16 protein-coding genes are annotated in these 18,154 nt (G+C 36.5%); 10 read left to right on the forward strand and 6 right to left on the reverse strand.

Features of this window, described 5'->3' with window-relative positions:
* Nucleotides 1-3: 3 nt before the first annotated feature.
* From AC07UM_RS13055 to AC07UM_RS13065, 3 genes are all read right to left on the reverse strand, one after another.
* Complete coding sequence (locus AC07UM_RS13055) at nt 4-1,308, reverse strand: DUF5690 family protein (RefSeq protein ID WP_494683121.1); 1,305 nt, start codon at nt 1,306-1,308, stop codon at nt 4-6.
* A 3-nt stretch (nt 1,309-1,311) separates the two neighbouring features.
* Nucleotides 1,312-4,137, reverse strand: a complete 2,826-nt coding sequence (locus AC07UM_RS13060) for a TonB-dependent receptor (protein WP_494683120.1) — start codon at nt 4,135-4,137, stop codon at nt 1,312-1,314.
* Between the two features lie 541 nt (nt 4,138-4,678).
* Entirely contained in the window at nt 4,679-5,248 is a 570-nt protein-coding gene (locus tag AC07UM_RS13065) for a helix-turn-helix domain-containing protein (RefSeq protein WP_103234392.1), read from the reverse strand.
* 415 nt (nt 5,249-5,663) lie between these two features.
* Here AC07UM_RS13065 and AC07UM_RS13070 point away from each other — a divergent pair, with 415 nt between their 5' ends.
* The 10 genes from AC07UM_RS13070 to AC07UM_RS13115 all read left to right on the forward strand — a co-directional run bounded on the left by AC07UM_RS13070 (nt 5,664) and on the right by AC07UM_RS13115 (nt 15,126).
* On the forward strand, nt 5,664-6,371 hold the full coding sequence (locus AC07UM_RS13070) for a response regulator transcription factor (protein WP_494683119.1): 708 nt from the start codon (nt 5,664-5,666) through the stop codon (nt 6,369-6,371).
* 3 nt (nt 6,372-6,374) lie between these two features.
* Nucleotides 6,375-7,778 (forward strand): sensor histidine kinase, encoded by a 1,404-nt coding sequence (locus AC07UM_RS13075; RefSeq protein ID WP_124533086.1) that lies wholly within the window; start codon nt 6,375-6,377, stop codon nt 7,776-7,778.
* A gap of 274 nt (nt 7,779-8,052) precedes the next feature.
* The gene (locus AC07UM_RS13080; RefSeq protein ID WP_494683118.1) at nt 8,053-8,547 is read left to right on the forward strand and encodes a hypothetical protein; all 495 of its coding nucleotides are present in this window, start codon (nt 8,053-8,055) and stop codon (nt 8,545-8,547) included.
* 29 nt (nt 8,548-8,576) lie between these two features.
* Complete coding sequence (locus AC07UM_RS13085) at nt 8,577-9,404, forward strand: YoaK family protein (protein ID WP_494683117.1); 828 nt, start codon at nt 8,577-8,579, stop codon at nt 9,402-9,404.
* Between the two features lie 314 nt (nt 9,405-9,718).
* Nucleotides 9,719-11,509 carry a DNA mismatch repair endonuclease MutL gene (mutL, locus tag AC07UM_RS13090; RefSeq protein ID WP_494683116.1) on the forward strand — a complete coding sequence of 597 codons (1,791 nt, stop codon included), beginning with the start codon at nt 9,719-9,721 and terminating at the stop codon, nt 11,507-11,509.
* A 5-nt stretch (nt 11,510-11,514) separates the two neighbouring features.
* Entirely contained in the window at nt 11,515-12,243 is a 729-nt protein-coding gene (locus AC07UM_RS13095) for a rhomboid family intramembrane serine protease (protein WP_494683115.1), read from the forward strand.
* A gap of 9 nt (nt 12,244-12,252) precedes the next feature.
* Complete coding sequence (locus AC07UM_RS13100; protein WP_494683114.1) at nt 12,253-13,245, forward strand: endonuclease/exonuclease/phosphatase family protein; 993 nt, start codon at nt 12,253-12,255, stop codon at nt 13,243-13,245.
* A gap of 72 nt (nt 13,246-13,317) precedes the next feature.
* Nucleotides 13,318-14,289, forward strand: coding sequence for an endonuclease/exonuclease/phosphatase family protein (locus AC07UM_RS13105; RefSeq protein WP_494683113.1), 972 nt, complete (start codon nt 13,318-13,320; stop codon nt 14,287-14,289).
* Nucleotides 14,290-14,293: 4 nt separating this feature from the next.
* On the forward strand, nt 14,294-14,656 hold the full coding sequence (locus AC07UM_RS13110; RefSeq protein ID WP_494683112.1) for a hypothetical protein: 363 nt from the start codon (nt 14,294-14,296) through the stop codon (nt 14,654-14,656).
* 26 nt (nt 14,657-14,682) lie between these two features.
* A complete protein-coding gene (locus tag AC07UM_RS13115; protein WP_494683111.1) occupies nt 14,683-15,126 on the forward strand; it encodes a hypothetical protein in 444 nt (147 codons plus the stop codon).
* A 70-nt stretch (nt 15,127-15,196) separates the two neighbouring features.
* On the opposite strand, the gene AC07UM_RS13120 is transcribed toward AC07UM_RS13115, so the two are convergent.
* The 3 genes from AC07UM_RS13120 to AC07UM_RS13130 form a co-directional block, all read right to left on the reverse strand.
* Nucleotides 15,197-16,711, reverse strand: a complete 1,515-nt coding sequence (locus AC07UM_RS13120; protein WP_494683110.1) for a GH3 auxin-responsive promoter family protein — start codon at nt 16,709-16,711, stop codon at nt 15,197-15,199.
* 105 nt (nt 16,712-16,816) lie between these two features.
* The gene (locus AC07UM_RS13125) at nt 16,817-17,227 is read right to left on the reverse strand and encodes a BrxA/BrxB family bacilliredoxin (RefSeq protein ID WP_103235094.1); all 411 of its coding nucleotides are present in this window, start codon (nt 17,225-17,227) and stop codon (nt 16,817-16,819) included.
* Between the two features lie 460 nt (nt 17,228-17,687).
* Complete coding sequence (locus AC07UM_RS13130; protein WP_494683109.1) at nt 17,688-18,134, reverse strand: GatB/YqeY domain-containing protein; 447 nt, start codon at nt 18,132-18,134, stop codon at nt 17,688-17,690.
* Nucleotides 18,135-18,154 lie beyond the last annotated feature (20 nt).

The raw sequence follows: 18,154 nt of genomic DNA on the forward strand, positions 1-18,154 counted from the left end.
TATTTATAAAATTTTCGACGTATCGAAATTGATGAATTGATTAGAATTTGAGTTTGATTTTGGCTTCGATTTATTTCTGAAAGCCAGAAAAGCAATCACCGAGAGAATTAAAACAGCGATTGTTATAATATAATTTAAATTGATATAGAAATTAAGCCACGAAGTCTGAGCTGATCCGAAGTTTTTGTACAGCAGAATCAATACACTTCCAAGGTACCCAAATGAGTCTACAATGTAGATCAGAAAACCTACATTTCCTTTGATTTCAAATGCGGCGATCATCCGGTCAAAATAAATTCCGTTGAAAGGAATATAACAGATGTACATTCCAAAACCTGAAATGGTCATCCATAAAAAAGGAGATAGTGAACCCTGCTGAAACAGATAGGTAGAAAGTCCTACCGTAATAATTCCCGCAAAAAGAATATAATGATAGTAGGAAAATGCCTTTTTATTATTCTTTACTTTTACCATAAAGCTTAAGATCAGCAGCACCATTACTGCAATAGGGATCTCTGTTAAAGTGAAAATAGAGCTGCCAAAACTAAAATGAAGGCCATCCCAGATTTCACGGTTGAAATTATCTCTGAAATCTCTTAAAACCGTTAAACAGATATACAGAAATATAATACACACAATTGGAATAAAAAACTGCTGGATGAGTGCTCTTCTTTCTCTTCCATTCAATGGCTGTCTTTTGTTTTTAAGCAAAATATCTTCTTCTGTAGGCTTCGGAATTTTATTTAAAAGCAGTCCGAAAAGCAGTAAAGGGATGATAAAAATAAGTCCGGCAGAAAAGGGCATCCAGAATTCTGAAATGGAGAAAGTATCCATCAGAAATTTTCCTACAGATTTTGTAAATCCTGAAGATACCACAAAACTTGAACATAAAAATAACCCTATAATTTCTGTCGTTTTGCGTCCTTCAATATAGGAGAAAACGATTCCCCAGATCATTCCCAGTGGAATACCGTTGATAAACATAAATAGAATATTGTAAGGAGCAGGAACAACTGCAAATCCGAATAGGGCAAGTTCAGCAATAGCAATGAAGGTGAACAGGTAGGTAATTCTTTTCTTAGGTTTTAGTTCGGAAATAAATTTGATTCCGATGAATTTCGAGATGAAATACCCTACGGCCTGGGCAATAATAATCAGAATCTTATAATCTACCCCGAAATAGGCAAGCCCTTCAAATGAAGCTACAGTAAAAGGTTTTCTAAAGCCGTACATGCAGAAGTAAACACCGAAAGCGGCAAAAGCTGCCCTCAGTGTTACTAATGTTTTTTTATTGATGGTTCTGGCCATGATTTAGAAGTTCAGTTTTATTCCAAGATTGAATCTTACGCCATAATATTCTACCTGCTCAGGACGGTCTTCATTTTTACCGAAATGATAGATCAGAGGCTTGTTCAGAATATTGTTCACATCTGCATACAGAGTCAGGTATTTCGTAAACTGGTAAGACCCTCCGAAATCCAGATTGCTGTATTTACCATAATAAGAATCATTGATGTCCTCTTCAGCATATTCTACAGCATATTTTCCTTTGTAGTTATAAGCAAGTCGTGCGTTGAATCCTTTTTTCTCAAAGAAAAGCTGTGCATTATACAATTCCTTTGCCTGATAGGGCAGAGCTACCTTTCTTCCGCTTGGCTTCTCCATTTCAGAAGTCATGAATGTGGCATTCAATTGAACTCCGAAATACTGTAAAAATCCTGGAAGGAAGTCGAACCTTTTATTAATTCCCAGCTCAATACCTCCCAGCCATGCTGCTTTTCCGTTGTTGGGAGCTGTAAACTGTACTCCATTTATTCCATTATAATTTCCGATAAAAGAATCCTGGAAAATAGGATCTGTAATCGACTTATAGAAAACGCCGCCACTCAGAATTCCTACATTGGAAAAATAATATTCTCCCATCAGGTCAAAATTCAAAGAATACGTAGGATTAAGATTAGGATTTCCTCCTTTAAACTCATTATCCGCTTCGCTATAAGTTCCACCTGGAGTCAGATCTCCAAAATTGGGTCTTGAGAAAGTTCTTGTCGCGGCAAAACGAAGGTTGGTTTTATCATTCAGCGTATATTTCAAATGAATCATCGGAAGCACTGCCAGGTAATTTTTGGTATTTTCTACAGGGGTCAGCACATCATCATTCACGCTGTATCCTCTCACTTTAGTATTGGTGTTTGATAATCTGATTCCTCCTAAAATGGTGATTTTATCATTCAGTTTATACGTTGCCATTCCATAGGCATCTGCATGTTTTTCAAGCACATCAAAGTTTCTTCCTAATGCTTTATTATATTCCAATGCTTCGGAATCTGCGGTATTGATCTTTAAATTTCCCTGATTCTGATACCAAAACTGGTTCATTCCTGTGGTAGAAAGTACCGGGCCAAAAGTATTACCGATGTGGGTATTCATTTCACTTAAATATTTCGGTCCGTTAGCTTGTGTCGTGATGTATTGTGAATAATCAGACAGAAGGGGAGCCGTTCCGCTGCTCCAGTTGTAGAAAATGTCGGAGAATCTGGCATTACGCTCTTTATCTCTGTATTTAAAACCATATTTTAAGGTAAGCTTATCAGAAGCATTGATCTCATGGTTAAATGCTGCTACAATTTTATCTTTTTCCTCTACAAAAACCTTATAGAATTCAAGATCTGTAAATCTCATCTGAGAAGCATCCATTTTAAAGTTCGGATCGCTGTAGAAACCGAAAAGAGCATCCGGGTTTTTATAATCTAACTTCCCGCCATCAGCTTTCCAGTAGGCTCTCGGACCGTTTCCGTGATTTGAAATATAATCGGGATTGATGCCTACACCGGATTGAGTATATTTAATAACATAGTAGGAATTGTTCTGTTTGTCAGGAATATTTCCATATTTGAATTTGTTATCATAATAAGACAGGTCCCAGTCGATCTTTCCTTTATTTAAATTATGAACACCTCCCAAAGACACAGAAGTAAGCTCTGTAATCAATAAGTTGTGGATATTCTGAAGCTCCACTCTTGCTGTATTGTTGGCACTGCTGAATTTGTCAAATCGGATTCTGTGCTTATAATGTGTTTCGTCATCCGAAAGCGTACCATACATTCCTTTTAAATAGAACGTGGTCTTTGGAGACAACACATATTCAAAAGCTGTATTGATCCCTGTTGTTTTTCTGACTCCGTTATAATCGCGAAGCTCCAGTCTGAAAACACCTTCATCTCCACTTCTTCTCGCTTCAAAATTATCCGTAGACCAATTCCTGATGAAATGGGCAAAATTGAATAGATACCCGAATTTTTTATCCTTCGTTCTTCCTCCATATAAAAATCCAAGGTTGTAAACCCCTTTGTCAGACTTAGCATTATATCCGCTTCCTACTGTTGCTTTGAATTCTGTTTTCATAGGCGGCGTTTTGGTGATAAAATTCACACCGCCTCCTATACCGTCAGCCTCCATGTCTGGGGTAAAAGACTTATTTACATGTACATAAGAGATCAGTTCCGTAGGAAAGAAGTCGAATGCTGTTGCCCTGGATGTTGTTTCTTCCTCAGCAGTAGGAAGCCTGTTTCCGTTAATGGTTGTAGAGGCCCAGAATGGCGGAAGTCCTCTCAGGGAAACAAATCTTCCCTCTCCCTGGTCTCTTTCGATAGAAACTCCCTGTACACGCTGTACCGTCTCTGCAGCATTTCTATCCGGTAGTTTCCCAATTCCATCAGAAGCAATTACATTGGTAATATTGATCGCATTTTTCTGAAGGTTTAAAGCTCTTGCTTCCGTATTTTTCAATGTTCCGGTAACAACCACTTCATCAATGTTTTTTCGCGGCTGAGAAAGTTTGATGATTCCCAAATCTACCGTTTGCTCCGATTTCAGATCAATATTGATGTCTGTAGATTCATAACCGATATAGCTGATTTGTAAAATATATTGACCTTCTTTGATATCGTTAATGGCGAATTTCCCTTCAATATCAGTCGCTATATTCTTAGATAAGCCTTTTATTTTGACTGTGGCCCCGGGGAGAGGCTGGCTGTCGTCAAGAACCGTTCCTATAATTAATTGGTTCTGCGCTGAAATAAAGACTATGAAACAGACAAAAACAAGGGTAAGTAATTTCTCTAAATTTGTTTTCATTTTTACATATATTAAATTTTTTATGCAAATCACGCCAATAATTTTAATATATATAAATATTTTGTGTTAAGTATTATTTAACAAATAAGGGCTGTTTGTTACGCCTATTTTACTTTTAAACCCATTAATGCCAGCCTTTGAAAACAAGTTGAATCAAAGTTTAAATTCACTATTTCAATACTTTTCGCAAATATTTATTGAAAATAAAAGGAATAGAAATCTTCCAAAAACAAACCTGTTTTGGTTAATATTTCGTTCATCTTGGAAGAAAATGGGAAAACAAAAGTTGCATATTTGTAAACTTTTGTAAGAAGCTGGAAATCAAAATTTGACGAGTGAAGAACAATAGTGATTATTTTTTAGACGCAAAGCTTAATAGGATAGCTGATATATTTTAAGAAAGCAAAGGTTGCGACGTTGTCGTTGATGAAGTGTAATTATTATGTATGCGCTTAGAAAGAATCAATGAAATTGATTCCATTCTTTGCTCTCTTAAAGGTTGTAGGTTTGCTAGATAAAAACTTTGCTTTAAAAAAATTATTTAAGCAGTATAAAAATAAAGAACAAGCATCACGCAGCTTTCATCGCTGATGCTCACCGGAACGTGGGGAAACTTTCCGTTGAAATATAAAGAATCACCTTCTTTTAAGATGATTTCCTCATTATCAATCAGATACTTTACTTCTCCCTTCAGGATATATTTGAATTCCCAGGCATCCGTAATTACCTTTTCTCTTTTAGAATTAGGTTCAAGAGTCAATAATACCGCTTCAAAACCCAAAGAATGGAGGCTTTTGCTGAAGATATGCATATACTTGAATCCTTCGGCCTCTACTTCTTTTTCTATGGTTTGCTGGCTTTCTTTTGGAACATAAATGAACTTGGCATTGGACTTTTTCTCCACCCCTTCGAAAAAATAACTGGCATCAATCTCAAGAGACTGGATCAGATCCAGTAAAACGGGAAGCGAAGGAATCGTTCTTCCATTTTCAATCCTGGAAACAAGACCGTTACTCACATTCGCTTTGAAAGCCAGTTCGTTGATGGTTAAATTATTCTTTTTTCTAATATCCTTTAATCTCTTGCCGATACCTATTAAAAAGTCGTTCATACGCTGTGTAATTTAACCTGAATTATTTTTTCGTCATTCTATTAAAAGCAAAGGTAATATTATTCTATATAGGTTGTATGGTAAAAAGAGGAATTCACAAAAAGGTAAAGTGATACAAAAGTGGGAAAATGAAAAACGCAAAGCTAGCAAGTTTATTATACTGCTTTATTTTCGATCGCAAGGGGACTTCGTTCAGCTAAGAATGTGATCATTGCACAGTGAAACGCCCTTGCGATCATTTTATATTTTATGTTGAAAATTCCTTGCGGATTTTGCGTTAAATCTAATCCATCTGAACCGAATTATAAAAAGGTCATAATAGACTCCTATGTTCTCGCCTCCTTTCCTTTCTCTGTTCCAGGTTTGCCCATCCCAAGAAAATTTCCCTATTTTTGTAAAACTCCTTATTTCATCTATGAAAAAAATTATTCTTATCGAAGACGAAACCAGTGTAGTTTCTTTTATCAAAAAAGGACTTCAGGAAAATGGATATGAAATTTCTGTGGCTTTTGACGGTCGTACAGGAGTACAGTTGGTGCAGGCTAATGATTTCGATCTGGTAATTTTGGACATTATGCTTCCGGAAATGAATGGTCTGGATGTATGTAAAGAAATAAGAAAAACCAATCAAAGCGTTCCTATTCTATTCCTTACCGCTTTGGGAACATCTGAAAATATTGTGCTTGGACTGGAAAGTGGAGGAGACGATTATCTGGTAAAGCCTTTTAAATTCATTGAACTGGTAGCGCGTGTGAAGTCTTTGCTGAGAAGAAGCAACAACAACGGACCTCAGGAAACCATTGAACCGGAGCCGGATAATGAACATGTGTTTCAGTTTTCAGACCTGATGGTAAATGACTATACCAAGAAGGTGAGCCGTGCAGGAGAAGATATTTCTCTGACATCAACAGAATATAAATTGCTGCTGTATTTCCTGAATAACCCTGAAAAAGTAATTTCAAGAGCGGAAATTCTGGATGCGGTATGGGGAGTCAACTATGAGCTGGGAACCAATGTAGTAGATGTTTATGTCAATTATTTAAGGAAAAAGCTGGATAACCAGGATGATAACAAACTGATTCATACTGTAATAGGAATGGGGTATGTACTGAAAAAAACATAATGGATGTTTAATAAAGTGATTACAAATCAGACCAAAACGATGGTGCTTTTGATGTTGGTTTTTACAGCCATCATTTTGCTGTTCAGTGGTTTGGTGTACTTTTCAATCGTTAATTTTTCACATCAAAGATTTTATGAACTGCTAAAGATCAGGACTGCTACTATTGTTCAGATTGAAAAAAGCAAAGACCACCTCGATCTTCCGGAAAACTATGTTCTCAGCAGTCTGAATGATGAGGAACTTCCGATGGAAAAAGACTACGTTTTCGCGGTGCCTACAGATTCCAATTTCAAGAAGATTTCTCAGGAAGTTCATATTCCGGATTATTTCTTTAAAAATATTATCAAACAAGGTGAATCCAATTATAATGATGAGGAGTTCTATTATATAGGCCAGAGTTTCAGGTATGATGATAAAGATTATATTGCGATTGCCTCGGCTAAAAACCATTACGTCGTTTATTACCTTGGCTTTTTAAAAAGAACCCTGCTTACCTGTATTGTACTTTCTCTGTTCTTCAGTATGATCTTTTCTTTTTATCTGTCCAAAACTTTATTCAGGCCGATCTTAAAAATTACAGGAAAGGTAAAGGAAATCAGTTCTGAAAATCTTCACTTAAGGCTAGAGGCTCAGGCGGACAATAAGGAGCTTAATGAATTGGTGGATACCTTCAATGATATGCTCAACCGTATTGAAACCTCTTTTGAAACGCAGAATCACCTGATCGGAAATGTATCTCATGAATTGAGAACTCCTCTTACATCAATTATGGGAGAGGCAGACGTTGCGCTTTCTATCAGCAGGACAGCCGACGAATATAAAGAAACCCTAGGAATTATTCTGGATGAAGCTGAAAAGCTGGATAAAAAGATCAAAGCTTTACTAATGATTGCCCAAACCGGTTTCGACGGAAAGATCCAGAAAATGGATAAAGTAAGAATCGACCAGCTGCTTTGGGATGTTATTGAAACCCTGAGAAGAATTGATTCCAGAAATAATATTTACCTTGATATCAGTATGCTTCCCGATAATCCGAAGAAACTAAAGGTACAGGGAAATGAACAGCTTCTCCATCTTGCTGTTGCTAATATCATCAGTAATGGCTGTAAATATTCTAACTTCCAGCAGGTAAAAGTTTCTTTAGGAGCCACCAATACAGATGTGTACATCATTATAAAAGATAACGGTATCGGAATTCCTGAAGTAGAAATGAATAAAATCTACGACCCATTCTTCAGAGCCTCCAATACGAACAACTATGAAGGCTACGGAATCGGGCTGCCATTGGCAAGAAACATCGTAAGAATGCACCACGGCGAACTGATCGTAAGTTCACACGAAAATCAAGGAACAACCGTACAAATGCGTTTCCCGAATTTCTATAGCATGATGCAGAAAGGGGAATAGGCAAATAAGAGGCTTCCTTTACAGGTATTTTCAGCTTATAACACAATTTTTCTTTTATTTAGTCTGAAAAACAATCTTATAACAAATAATTTCTATAAGCAATTCGCGATTTTGCGATTTTGCATCTTTGTCATATTAACACCCCCTTAACAATTTTCTAATCTCATTTTAATCTCTTTAATCACATTTTAATTCCGTTCCAAAGATCTTCTAATTTGGTCGTTCTAGTTTTGTATCATCAAAAAAGATAACACAATACAAAATAATAAAGAACATGGCTAAAACAATTTTAATTGCGACAGATTACTCTCTTGAGTCATTGAATATATTAAAAAAAGTACTTAAGGAGAAAGATGCATCGGAAGATCAGAATCAATATAATATCCTTCTGACTTCCGGATACGATTCGGGAGATTCTATCAGAGACCTTTTATTCACGACCAAAACATCGGTTTTCAATAAAATCAGACCGGAGGAGTTTTGTGATGCCTATGGAATAATCAGTAATAAATACCCTCATCTGGTAAATAAAGTGATCTGTGATGTTTTTACAGGAAGCTTCCAAAGAACATTCAACCAGTATGTAAAGGCAGAAAATATTGAAGAGGCATATTATTCTCCATCTATCAAAAGCAAAGGGAAAGGGAAATTTGACCTTATTCCTTATATCAAAAAATGCAAAGAGCTGCAGTCTCATGAGATTACGGTTGAAGTAAGAGAAAGACTTCCGGAAAGAGGAAGACTGGCAGAGATCTTTGTAGAGGTCTAAAAATTAAACACTATTTAAAAAGATAAAAAATGTTAAGAAATTATAGTAACAGCAGGACACTGGGAGACAATATCAGGTTGGGGACGCTGACTGCCTTTACGGCGGGTACTATAAATATTGCTTCCCTATTGATATTTCTCTCTTTTACATCGAACGTAACGGGGCACTATGCTATTTTGGCAGCAGAAATCAGTAAAGGAAACTGGGCTCAGGTAGGCGTAGTAGGCGGATGGATATTTTTATTCTTCTTCGGAAGTTTTCTATCCAACTTTATTGTGATCAATTTTAATAAGAAAAGTAAATATTTTGCCCATTCTATGCCTATTGTGCTGGAAATTATATGTCTGCTTTTTGTAGGAGTATATGGGCAGTTCTATTATCAGAAAACATTAGAAGAGACAGAATATTTGGTAGCCCTGATGCTTTTTGCCACCGGATTGCAAAACGGATTAACGGCAAGTATCTCCAACTTCTCTGTAAAGACCACCCACCTTACCGGAACAACCACCGACTTAGGAATTCTGGTATCTATGTTTACACAGAAAAAATACAGAAGAAACGGAGAGTTGATTGGGAGAGCAAAACTGCTGATGAGTATTATGCTTGCTTATGTCATGGGAGCCGTCTTCTCTGGATTGACTTATTATTATCTGGAGTTCAGGGTGTTCTACGTGATCAGTATATGTCTGCTGATTGTCATTGGATATGATGCCTATAAAATTCATGTACGTCACTTCAATACGAAGTACAGATACAACAGGATCTATAAAAAAGCCAACCTCTTGGCTTACCTTTATGATAAAATCCATGGAATTCCTAAAAGAGAAGAAAAAAGAAAGCTTGTCTTTGAGGATTAAAATATAAAACACACTATTAATTTTTTGTATAAACTAGCTGTAAATGCCCTTATTTTATTTTAGAATAAGGGTGTTTTTTTGAAAAATTATCTCATATATCAATAGTCTGTTTGTTTTTTGCCAATTTTCATTGGTGTAGAAATGAAAATTTCCGGATCAAATAAATAAACTTGCTAAAGCCCTTCATTACAAACATTAAAAAAAATGGTTGGGGATAAATAGGTAAAAATGTTGATAATTAAATATTAAATCACGATTTTAGTGTTTTAATTCCCGTTTTCATTGACTATTTTTGTAAGTTGATTTACGTTTTTATGTCAGATATTATTCAGCTTTTACCGGATCATGTAGCCAACCAAATTGCAGCGGGAGAGGTGGTGCAGCGTCCTGCATCCATTGTGAAAGAGCTTTTGGAAAATGCTATAGATGCAGATGCAACGAAAATTGAATTGATCATCAGGGATGCCGGAAAAAACCTTATTCAGGTGGTAGATGACGGAAAAGGAATGTCCGAAACAGATGCGAGAATGGCGTTTGAAAGGCATGCCACTTCCAAAATCAAAGCGACAGAAGATATCTTTAAGATTTCAACAAAAGGCTTCCGTGGTGAAGCTTTAGCATCTATTGCAGCGGTTTCCCAGGTGGAACTTAGATCCAAGCAGAAAGACACTTCTATTGGGACCAATATTTATATCGAAGGTGGAATTTTTCAGTTTCAGGACCCTATTCAGACAGCAGACGGATCAAACTTTTTAGTAAAAAATCTTTTTTATAACGTTCCTGCAAGAAGGAAGTTTTTGAAAAATAATAATATTGAATTCAGACATGTAATTGATGAATTTCAGCGTGTTGCACTGGCTCATGAGAATCTGGAGTTTTCTCTTTTTCATGATGATGAAGCTGTTTTCAGACTGAGAAAAGGAAGTCAGATGCAGCGTATTGTTGATGTTTTTGGAAGAAAGCTTCAGCCGCTTTTGATTCCTATCAAAGAAGATATTATCTGGTGTAAGCTTCATGGGTTTGTTGCAAAACCTGAAGGAGCCAAGAAAGCAAGAGGGGAGCAGTTTCTTTTTGTGAATGGAAGATATTTCAGAAGCCCATACTTTAATAAAGCAGTCCAGGAAGCTTTTGAAGGTCTTCTTCAACCGGGATATGTGCCGTCATTTTTCCTTTTCCTGGATCTTGATCCGGAGAAAATAGATGTGAACATCCACCCGCAGAAAACAGAGGTGAAATTTGAAGATGAGCACCTTATTTTTGCTTTGCTTCGATCAACCATTAAAAGATCTTTAGGGATTTACAATGTTTCTCCAAGCCTTGATTTTGACAGAGATCCGGAATTAGATCAAATGATGAATAAGCCGATTCCAAGTAAAGGAAATGGTGGCGGTGGCGGTTTTGTAAAAATGCCTGAGATCATTGTAGACAAAGATTATAATCCGTTTCTGGAAGAAAAAATTGTAGTGCATCCTGAGGAAATTCAAAACCTTACGGAAATGTACCATCAGAATATTACGGCAGAGCCTTCAAAGATCAACTTATTTGAGGATGAAGATTTTGACGAAGATCTTATGAGACTTCCCAACGGATACTGGCTTTTCAATAAAGGGGATGTGACGCTCATGCTGGATTTGGGGAGAATGCACAGATTATTGGTTTCTGATGGTAACAAATCTACCAGAAAATCAGGCACAAACAGTCATGCTCTTCTTTTTTCTCTGGAGTATCATATGAATGAGATCGAAAAGACAAAATACAATTCGATCAAAAAATATCTTCCGGAATTAGGGTTTGACATGAAAATTGCACATGAAAGTGTGCTTCGAATAGATTCACTTCCTGAAGGACTGAAAGAAACACAGGCAATGAAGTTTCTGGAGAACCTTTTTGAAATTCTGGAATATAAGACAGAAGATGAATTTATGCAGTATTACCATAGCCAATGGAGTAAAATGCAGTCGAAGTCGAGGTTTGACTTTATTTATAAAAAAGATGCGGAACAGCTTATCAAAGATTTTACAGCATTAGGCTTCCCGGAATTTTTACCGGACGGCAAGAGATGCTTTTATGAAGTTCCGTTTAATGATTTTAAAAACAAATTTTAAAAAATATGTTTAACAATATACCACCGATTACAAGGAATATTATTATAATAAATGTTATTGTATTTATTGTTACCTCCTTAATGGGAAATCAGATTATTGGTTACCTGGCAGGTTTTTATCCCTTCTCTCCTTTTTTTCATTCGTGGCAGGTGATTACTCATATGTTCATGCATGGAAGTATTATGCATATTTTATTTAATATGCTGACCCTATTTAGTTTCGGGCCTATTCTGGAGCAGTCATTAGGAGACAGGAAGTATTTGATTTTATACTTTGCAAGCGGTCTGGGGGCGTTCTTCCTTTTTAATCTATGGAACTTTGTAGAAGTTCAGCAGATATCGGGCGAGCTACAGCAGTTAGGCTTTAATGTAAATGCCTATATGTCTGGAGCAAGTGTTGAATTTTCGGGAAATACAGGAGATATTCTTAAGCAAAAAGAATTACTGGGAAGTTTAAAAGGAATTGTAGCAACACCAATGGTAGGGGCTTCCGGAGCTATTTTCGGAGTAGTAGCGGCATTTGCAACACTGTATCCTGATTCTAAAATTGGGATCATGTTTATTCCTGTTCCGATTAAAGTAAAATATCTCCTTCCAATTATTGTTGTTGTTTCTGTATACCTTGGTCTTTCCGGGAATGGAGGCGGCATTGCTCACCTTGCTCACGTAGGAGGAGCTTTGGTAGGATGGCTGTTGGCACTGAATTGGAAAAAGCATTTGTATAGATTCAATTAAAATAACATTGTGAAGGTTTTCCGACTCATCCTATTTATTCTACATCTTGGAATTCTATTTTTACTGCTGGGCACTTTATTGAATGCCTATGTTCCACCGAAGGTTTTTCCTTGGTTTAATCTGCTTTCTTTAGGTTTCCCGGTGCTGATTATCTTATATGTCATTCTAACAATATTCTGGGTATTCAGCTGGAAAAAGAGAGCTTTTGTATTCATGTTTATGGGGTTAGCATTGATCAATCCTGTAAAAAGATGGATCAACTACTCCTCTCCTAAAAAAGGGGAGTCTGAGATAAAAGTGGTTTCCTTCAATACCAGAGCTGGCGGCCGAGGAGGTGAAGAGATAGGACCCTATCTGAGATCTCAAAATGCGGATGTGCTTCTTTTACAGGAAGATGCCGGTGTAGTGTATAAGTTTGATGGCTATCAAAAGGCCAATCCTACTGCGGGTCTTACCGTTTTAACTCAACATAAAATTATCAGTTACAAACTATTAGAACCCCAAGATGAAAATATAAGGATTCCCGGGCTACAGGTTGATATTGAAATAAAAGGAAGGGTTTACAGATTTATTGATGTTTATCTTAATCCGTTCCATTTCGAAAAAGAGATGGTGAAGCTTAACGGAAATACTGATGCCAATGAACAAAAGGCAAAAGATGTTATTAAAAGGCTTATACCTACCTTTAAAAAACATCAGGATCAGGTAGATCTGATCCGGCAATCCATTGAAAGTTCACCTTATCCTGTTATTCTAACCGGAGACTTTAATTCTGTTCCTAATTCATATGAATATTACCATCTGTCTGAAGGGCTTGAAGATGCATTTTTAACTGCTGGAAAGGGGAGTGCAACAAGTTTTCATGACTATAAATTCCCAATCAGAATTGATTATGTCTTTTCTTCAAAATCACTACGTGCATTATCCTATGAAGTAGATCGTTCTGTCAGAATTTCAGATCATTATCCGGTGATTGTAAAGTTTTCAACAGAGGGCAAGTAATCATAAAAATAGTTAAAGTTTCACTACTTGGTAGGGTTTTTGCTTAAAAACATCCGTACCAAGACCGTTTTTATGAAGTCGAATCAGATATTACTATTTATCCATATCGTTGTTGCTGTTTTGCTCTTATGCACATTAGGGAATGCATGGATTCCTCCTAATCTTTTGGGGACTCTTAATCTTCTCTCTCTTGGTTTTCCTTACATAATGACAACATATCTTATTCTTACGCTGGTATGGGTCTTTAAAAAACAAAAAATTGCTATCGCCTTTGCTTTAGGGGCTCTTGTTTTTGTTAACCCAATTAGACGCTGGATCAACTTTTCTCCCAAAACAGAAAATTTAAAAACAATTCGGGATATCAAAGTATTGACTTTCAATGTAAAATACGGAGAATATGGCTGGGATAAAGTAAAAGATTATATCAAAGCACAGGATGCTGACATTATTCTTGTGCAGGAAAAAGATACCAATCGCGCATTGAGGAGGGATCTTATAAAATATCCTTCAGTGATTCTTAAAACAAAGCATAAAATTGTAAGACAGGCAGAACTGATTGATGAAAAAGCACGAGGGAATTCGTTTTATGCTGATATAGATATCAATGGAAAAATTATCAGAATTATAAATGTCTATCTGGAACCCTTCAGACTTCATAAATCTATGTTTACAAAGCTTGATGCACTAGGTTTTGGAAATGTTTCTACCTTACTATCTCATATGACACCTACATTTCAGGCGCATGAAGATCAGGTGAAAAGAATCAGAAAGATGGTAGACCTATCACCTTATCCGGTTATTCTAGCCGGTGATTTCAACTCTGTTCCCAATTCTTATGAATATTATAACCTCGGTAAAGATCTTCAGGATGCTTTTTTAGTGGCAGGGAAGGGAAGTGCAAGCAGCTTTCACGATTATAAAGTTCCCTTAAGGATTGATTATATCTTTAGTTCGAAATCAATTATTCCACTAAGCTATAAAGTAGATCAGTCTGTGAAATTATCGGATCATTATCCTGTAATTGCAGAATTTCTGCTAAATTAGTTCCATGAAAAATTTACTGTCTGCGATTTTTATTTTTATAATTCTCTTCACTGCCTGCTCTAAGAAAGAATCTCCGGGTTTCGCTGCTGAACAGGATGTTAAGATGCATTATGATACTGTTGCTGTTGATTCCTTTTCTACAGGAGCTGTTTCAGTAGATATTGCCCGTAAGATAAGAATGTCTTCCCCTCAATATCTCGACTCTGTAAAACAGGCTAAAAAGCTTCAGGAAGAAGAGAATAAGCTTAAAGCAGAGCTTGAAAAAGAGAACAAAGCAAAACAGGAAGAGGAAAAGAAAAAAACAGAGGCAGAAAAGAAGAATAAAGCTTCAGAAACACCATCTGCACAAAATACCAAAACAGAATAAATCCAATATCATTAAAAATATATAATATGAAAAAGCAAATCCTTGCAGCGGTAGTGATCTCAATATTCACTGTAGCTTGCACAAAATCAACTACAAAAACAGAACAAGTAGAAAACTCTGATGGATCAGTTACTACGACAACAACTACAGTTACGGAAACGCCTGAGATTGTTGATAGTGCAAAAGTCAACAAAACAAAAGAGGACGTTAAGAATAAAGTAGATGAAGCTGGAAATAAGATAGATAACGCTGCCCAAAAAGCTAAAGATAAAATTGATGCCACTGCAGACAAGACAAAACAGGATCTTCATAAGGCAGGACAGGATATAAAAACTGAAGCGAACAAAGTTGGGAAAGATATTAAAAGCGGAGCGCAGGAAGCAGGAAAAGATGCAAAAGAAGCCGCCAAAAAAGGAGCTTCAAAGGTAGAGGAAGCTGCTAAAAAAGTAAAAGAAGACTTAAGCAAGTAAAATAAAAAGCCGCAATCTCATTGAATTGCGGCTTTTTTTATTCAATAATTTGAAAGAGAGATTCTTTCTCTTATCTATTCATTTCCAGCAGGGGTTCAATATATTCTCTGTCATTGCTTAGCCTTGGCACTTTATTTTGTCCGCCCAGTTTTCCTTTGGCCTCCAGCCAATGATAGAAAAGGTTGTTTTTAGCAATATGTACAATAGGTCTTTTAAGAGTTATATTGTTGTATCTTTTCGCTTCATAGTCAGAATTGATGGTTTTTAAATGCTTATCAAAAGCATCAACGAAGCTGTCCAGATTATCCGGATGCTGACTGAATTCAAAGATCCATTCATGAGCACCCCCTTCGTTCTCTTTCATGAACACCGGTGCGCCTGTAAAATCAGTGATTTGTGCCCCTGTAGCTTCACAAGCTCTGGCAAGGGCAGATTCTACATTGGTGATCATCAGTTCTTCCCCAAAAGCATTGATATAGTGCTTGGTTCTTCCTGTTATTTTTATTCTGAAAGGGTTTGTCGAAGTAAAGACTACCGTATCACCTATGAGGTATCTCCATAGGCCGCCATTGGTTGTGATAACCATAGCATAGTTTTTCCCAACTTCCACATCTTCCAGACTTACGACTTTTGGATTTGAAAAATGAAACTGATCCATGGGAATAAATTCGTAAAATATCCCATAATCCAGCATCAGAAGCATTTCATCACTGTCAGATCTGTCCTGTATACCGAAGAACCCTTCAGAAGCATTATAAATTTCGTAGTAATTGATGTTTTTTCCGATGATCTGTCGGAATTGCTCCCTGTAGGGCTTAAAGCTGATTCCACCGTGAAAAAACACCTCCAAATTGGGCCACAGCTCAGAAACATTTTCTACATGGGTTTCCTTTAGTACTCTTTGAAGAAGAACCATCATCCAGCTGGGTACGCCAAGGATACTTCCCACATCTTCATTTTTTACTTCAGAGGTGATCGCTTTCAGCTTGCTTTCCCATTCTCCCATCAAAGAAACCTTCTTGCTGGGTGTTGTCGTTATTTCTACCCAAAAAGGGAGATTATCAATCAAAATAGCAGATAAATCGCCAAATTTGGTATTAAAGTCTGCGTACAATTCAGAACTTCCGCCTAAACGCAAGTTTTTATAATTAAAAAGTTGATTTTCAGGATGATTATTGGCGTAAATAGAAACCATATCTTTTCCGGCTTTCATATGGCAGTACTCCAGACTTTCCGTTGAAATAGGAATGAATTTACTTTTCGCATTTGTTGTTCCGGAAGATTTTGCAAAATGTTTGATATAACCGGGCCAGCTTACGTCTTTTTGCCCCTGTCTTGCTTTTTCAATATAAGGCTCCATTTCTTCGTACGTAACGATAGGAACTTTATTTTTAAAATCCTGATAACTTGATATAGAATTGAATCCGTATAATTTACCATACTCTGTATCTTCTGCATGAAACAGCTGAGAAAAGAGTATACCTTTCTGTGTTTCAATGGGATGGTCCATGAAATTTTGTATCTGATCTATCCTTTGACGGATAAACCAATTGACTACAGTATTGAAAAGTGCTTTGGTTGCCATTCCAACAAATATAATGATATTTGAATTTTCAGGAAATTTTTTCAGAAATTAAATAAAAAAACCGTTACAAAATATGTAACGGTTTGATATTTAGATTATTGTTTCTTAGCAATACTCATCGTATGCTGCCTGAAGGTTGGCTGCGATAGCCCCTGCAGGGTTTCCTTCGATGTGGTGTCTTTCCAGCATGTGAACCAATTCACCATCTTTGAAAAGTGCTACGCACGGAGAGCTTGGTGGGAATGGAGCAAGGTGTTTTCTTGCTTCTACCACAGCTTCTGTATCGAATCCTGCAAATACAGTTGTTAAGTGATCCGGTTTTTTATCTCCAGTCAAAGAGTATACTACCCCTGGTCTTGCAGCTCCTGCAGCACATCCACATACGGAGTTAATTACCAATAGTGTAGTTCCAGACTGCTTCAGTGCATCTTCTACCTGAACCGGAGTTGTTAAATCCTGGAAACCTTTATCTGTAAGCTCTGCCTTCATTGGCATTACTAAATCTGTTGGATACATATATTTTGTTTTTTATCGTTACAAAGTTAAGAAATTCTTTGCGTTTGTTCAATATATAAAAACTATCAATGGTTTAGTCATATAAAATTAACCAGATATTAATATTGTAATAATATTAAAAAAATGATGAATTAAAATTAGGAATAATAAAATATTAGTATTAAATTTGAAATGATTCTGAAAAACAAACGACCATGAAAAAAACATTTAAGGCTTTCCCTCGAGCAATCAATTACTTAAATACTTTCTGAAATATGGTAGTATCTTAATTCTTTTTTTTTAGTTTAGAATCAAAACTGATTAACAAACTTTAATATCCAAAGAAAACGAAGCCCGAAACTGAAAAGTTCCGGGCTTGTTTAATCAAATCGATATGCAAAGGTTGTATATCCTTAGTTATGGAATGAGATACGTGTTGTGTGAGATTTGAAATCAATCCAAATCCCGAACCCGAATCACATTATGAAAGGAGCTTCTTAACCATCTCGGAAATACTTTTTCCGTCTGATTTTCCAGCTAATGCTTTTGAGGCAGCTCCCATTACCTTCCCTAAATCTTTAAGAGATTCAGCTCCGGTTTCAGAAATAATATTTTTTATTTCTGTTTCTAATTCTTCAGCAGAAAGCTGCTTAGGTAAAAATTTCTCAATGACTTTCATTTGAGCATCTTCTACTTCTGCCAGATCCTGTCTGCCCTGAGCTGAAAACTGCTCAAAAGAATCTTTACGCTGTTTGATCATTCTTTGCAGAATAGCGATCTCCTGTTCAGGAGAAACTTCAGCGCCTCTAGCTTCTGTTTTTAAAAGAAGGATTTGTGATTTTACAGCACGAAGAGAGTCCAGAGCGACTCTGTCTTTTTCTCTCATGGCTGTTTTTATAGCTTCGCTGATGATATTTTCTAAACTCATGGTTTTAATTTGATAATTTG

It is taken from the genome of Chryseobacterium sp. GW821-FHT04C04 (assembly GCF_059420365.1).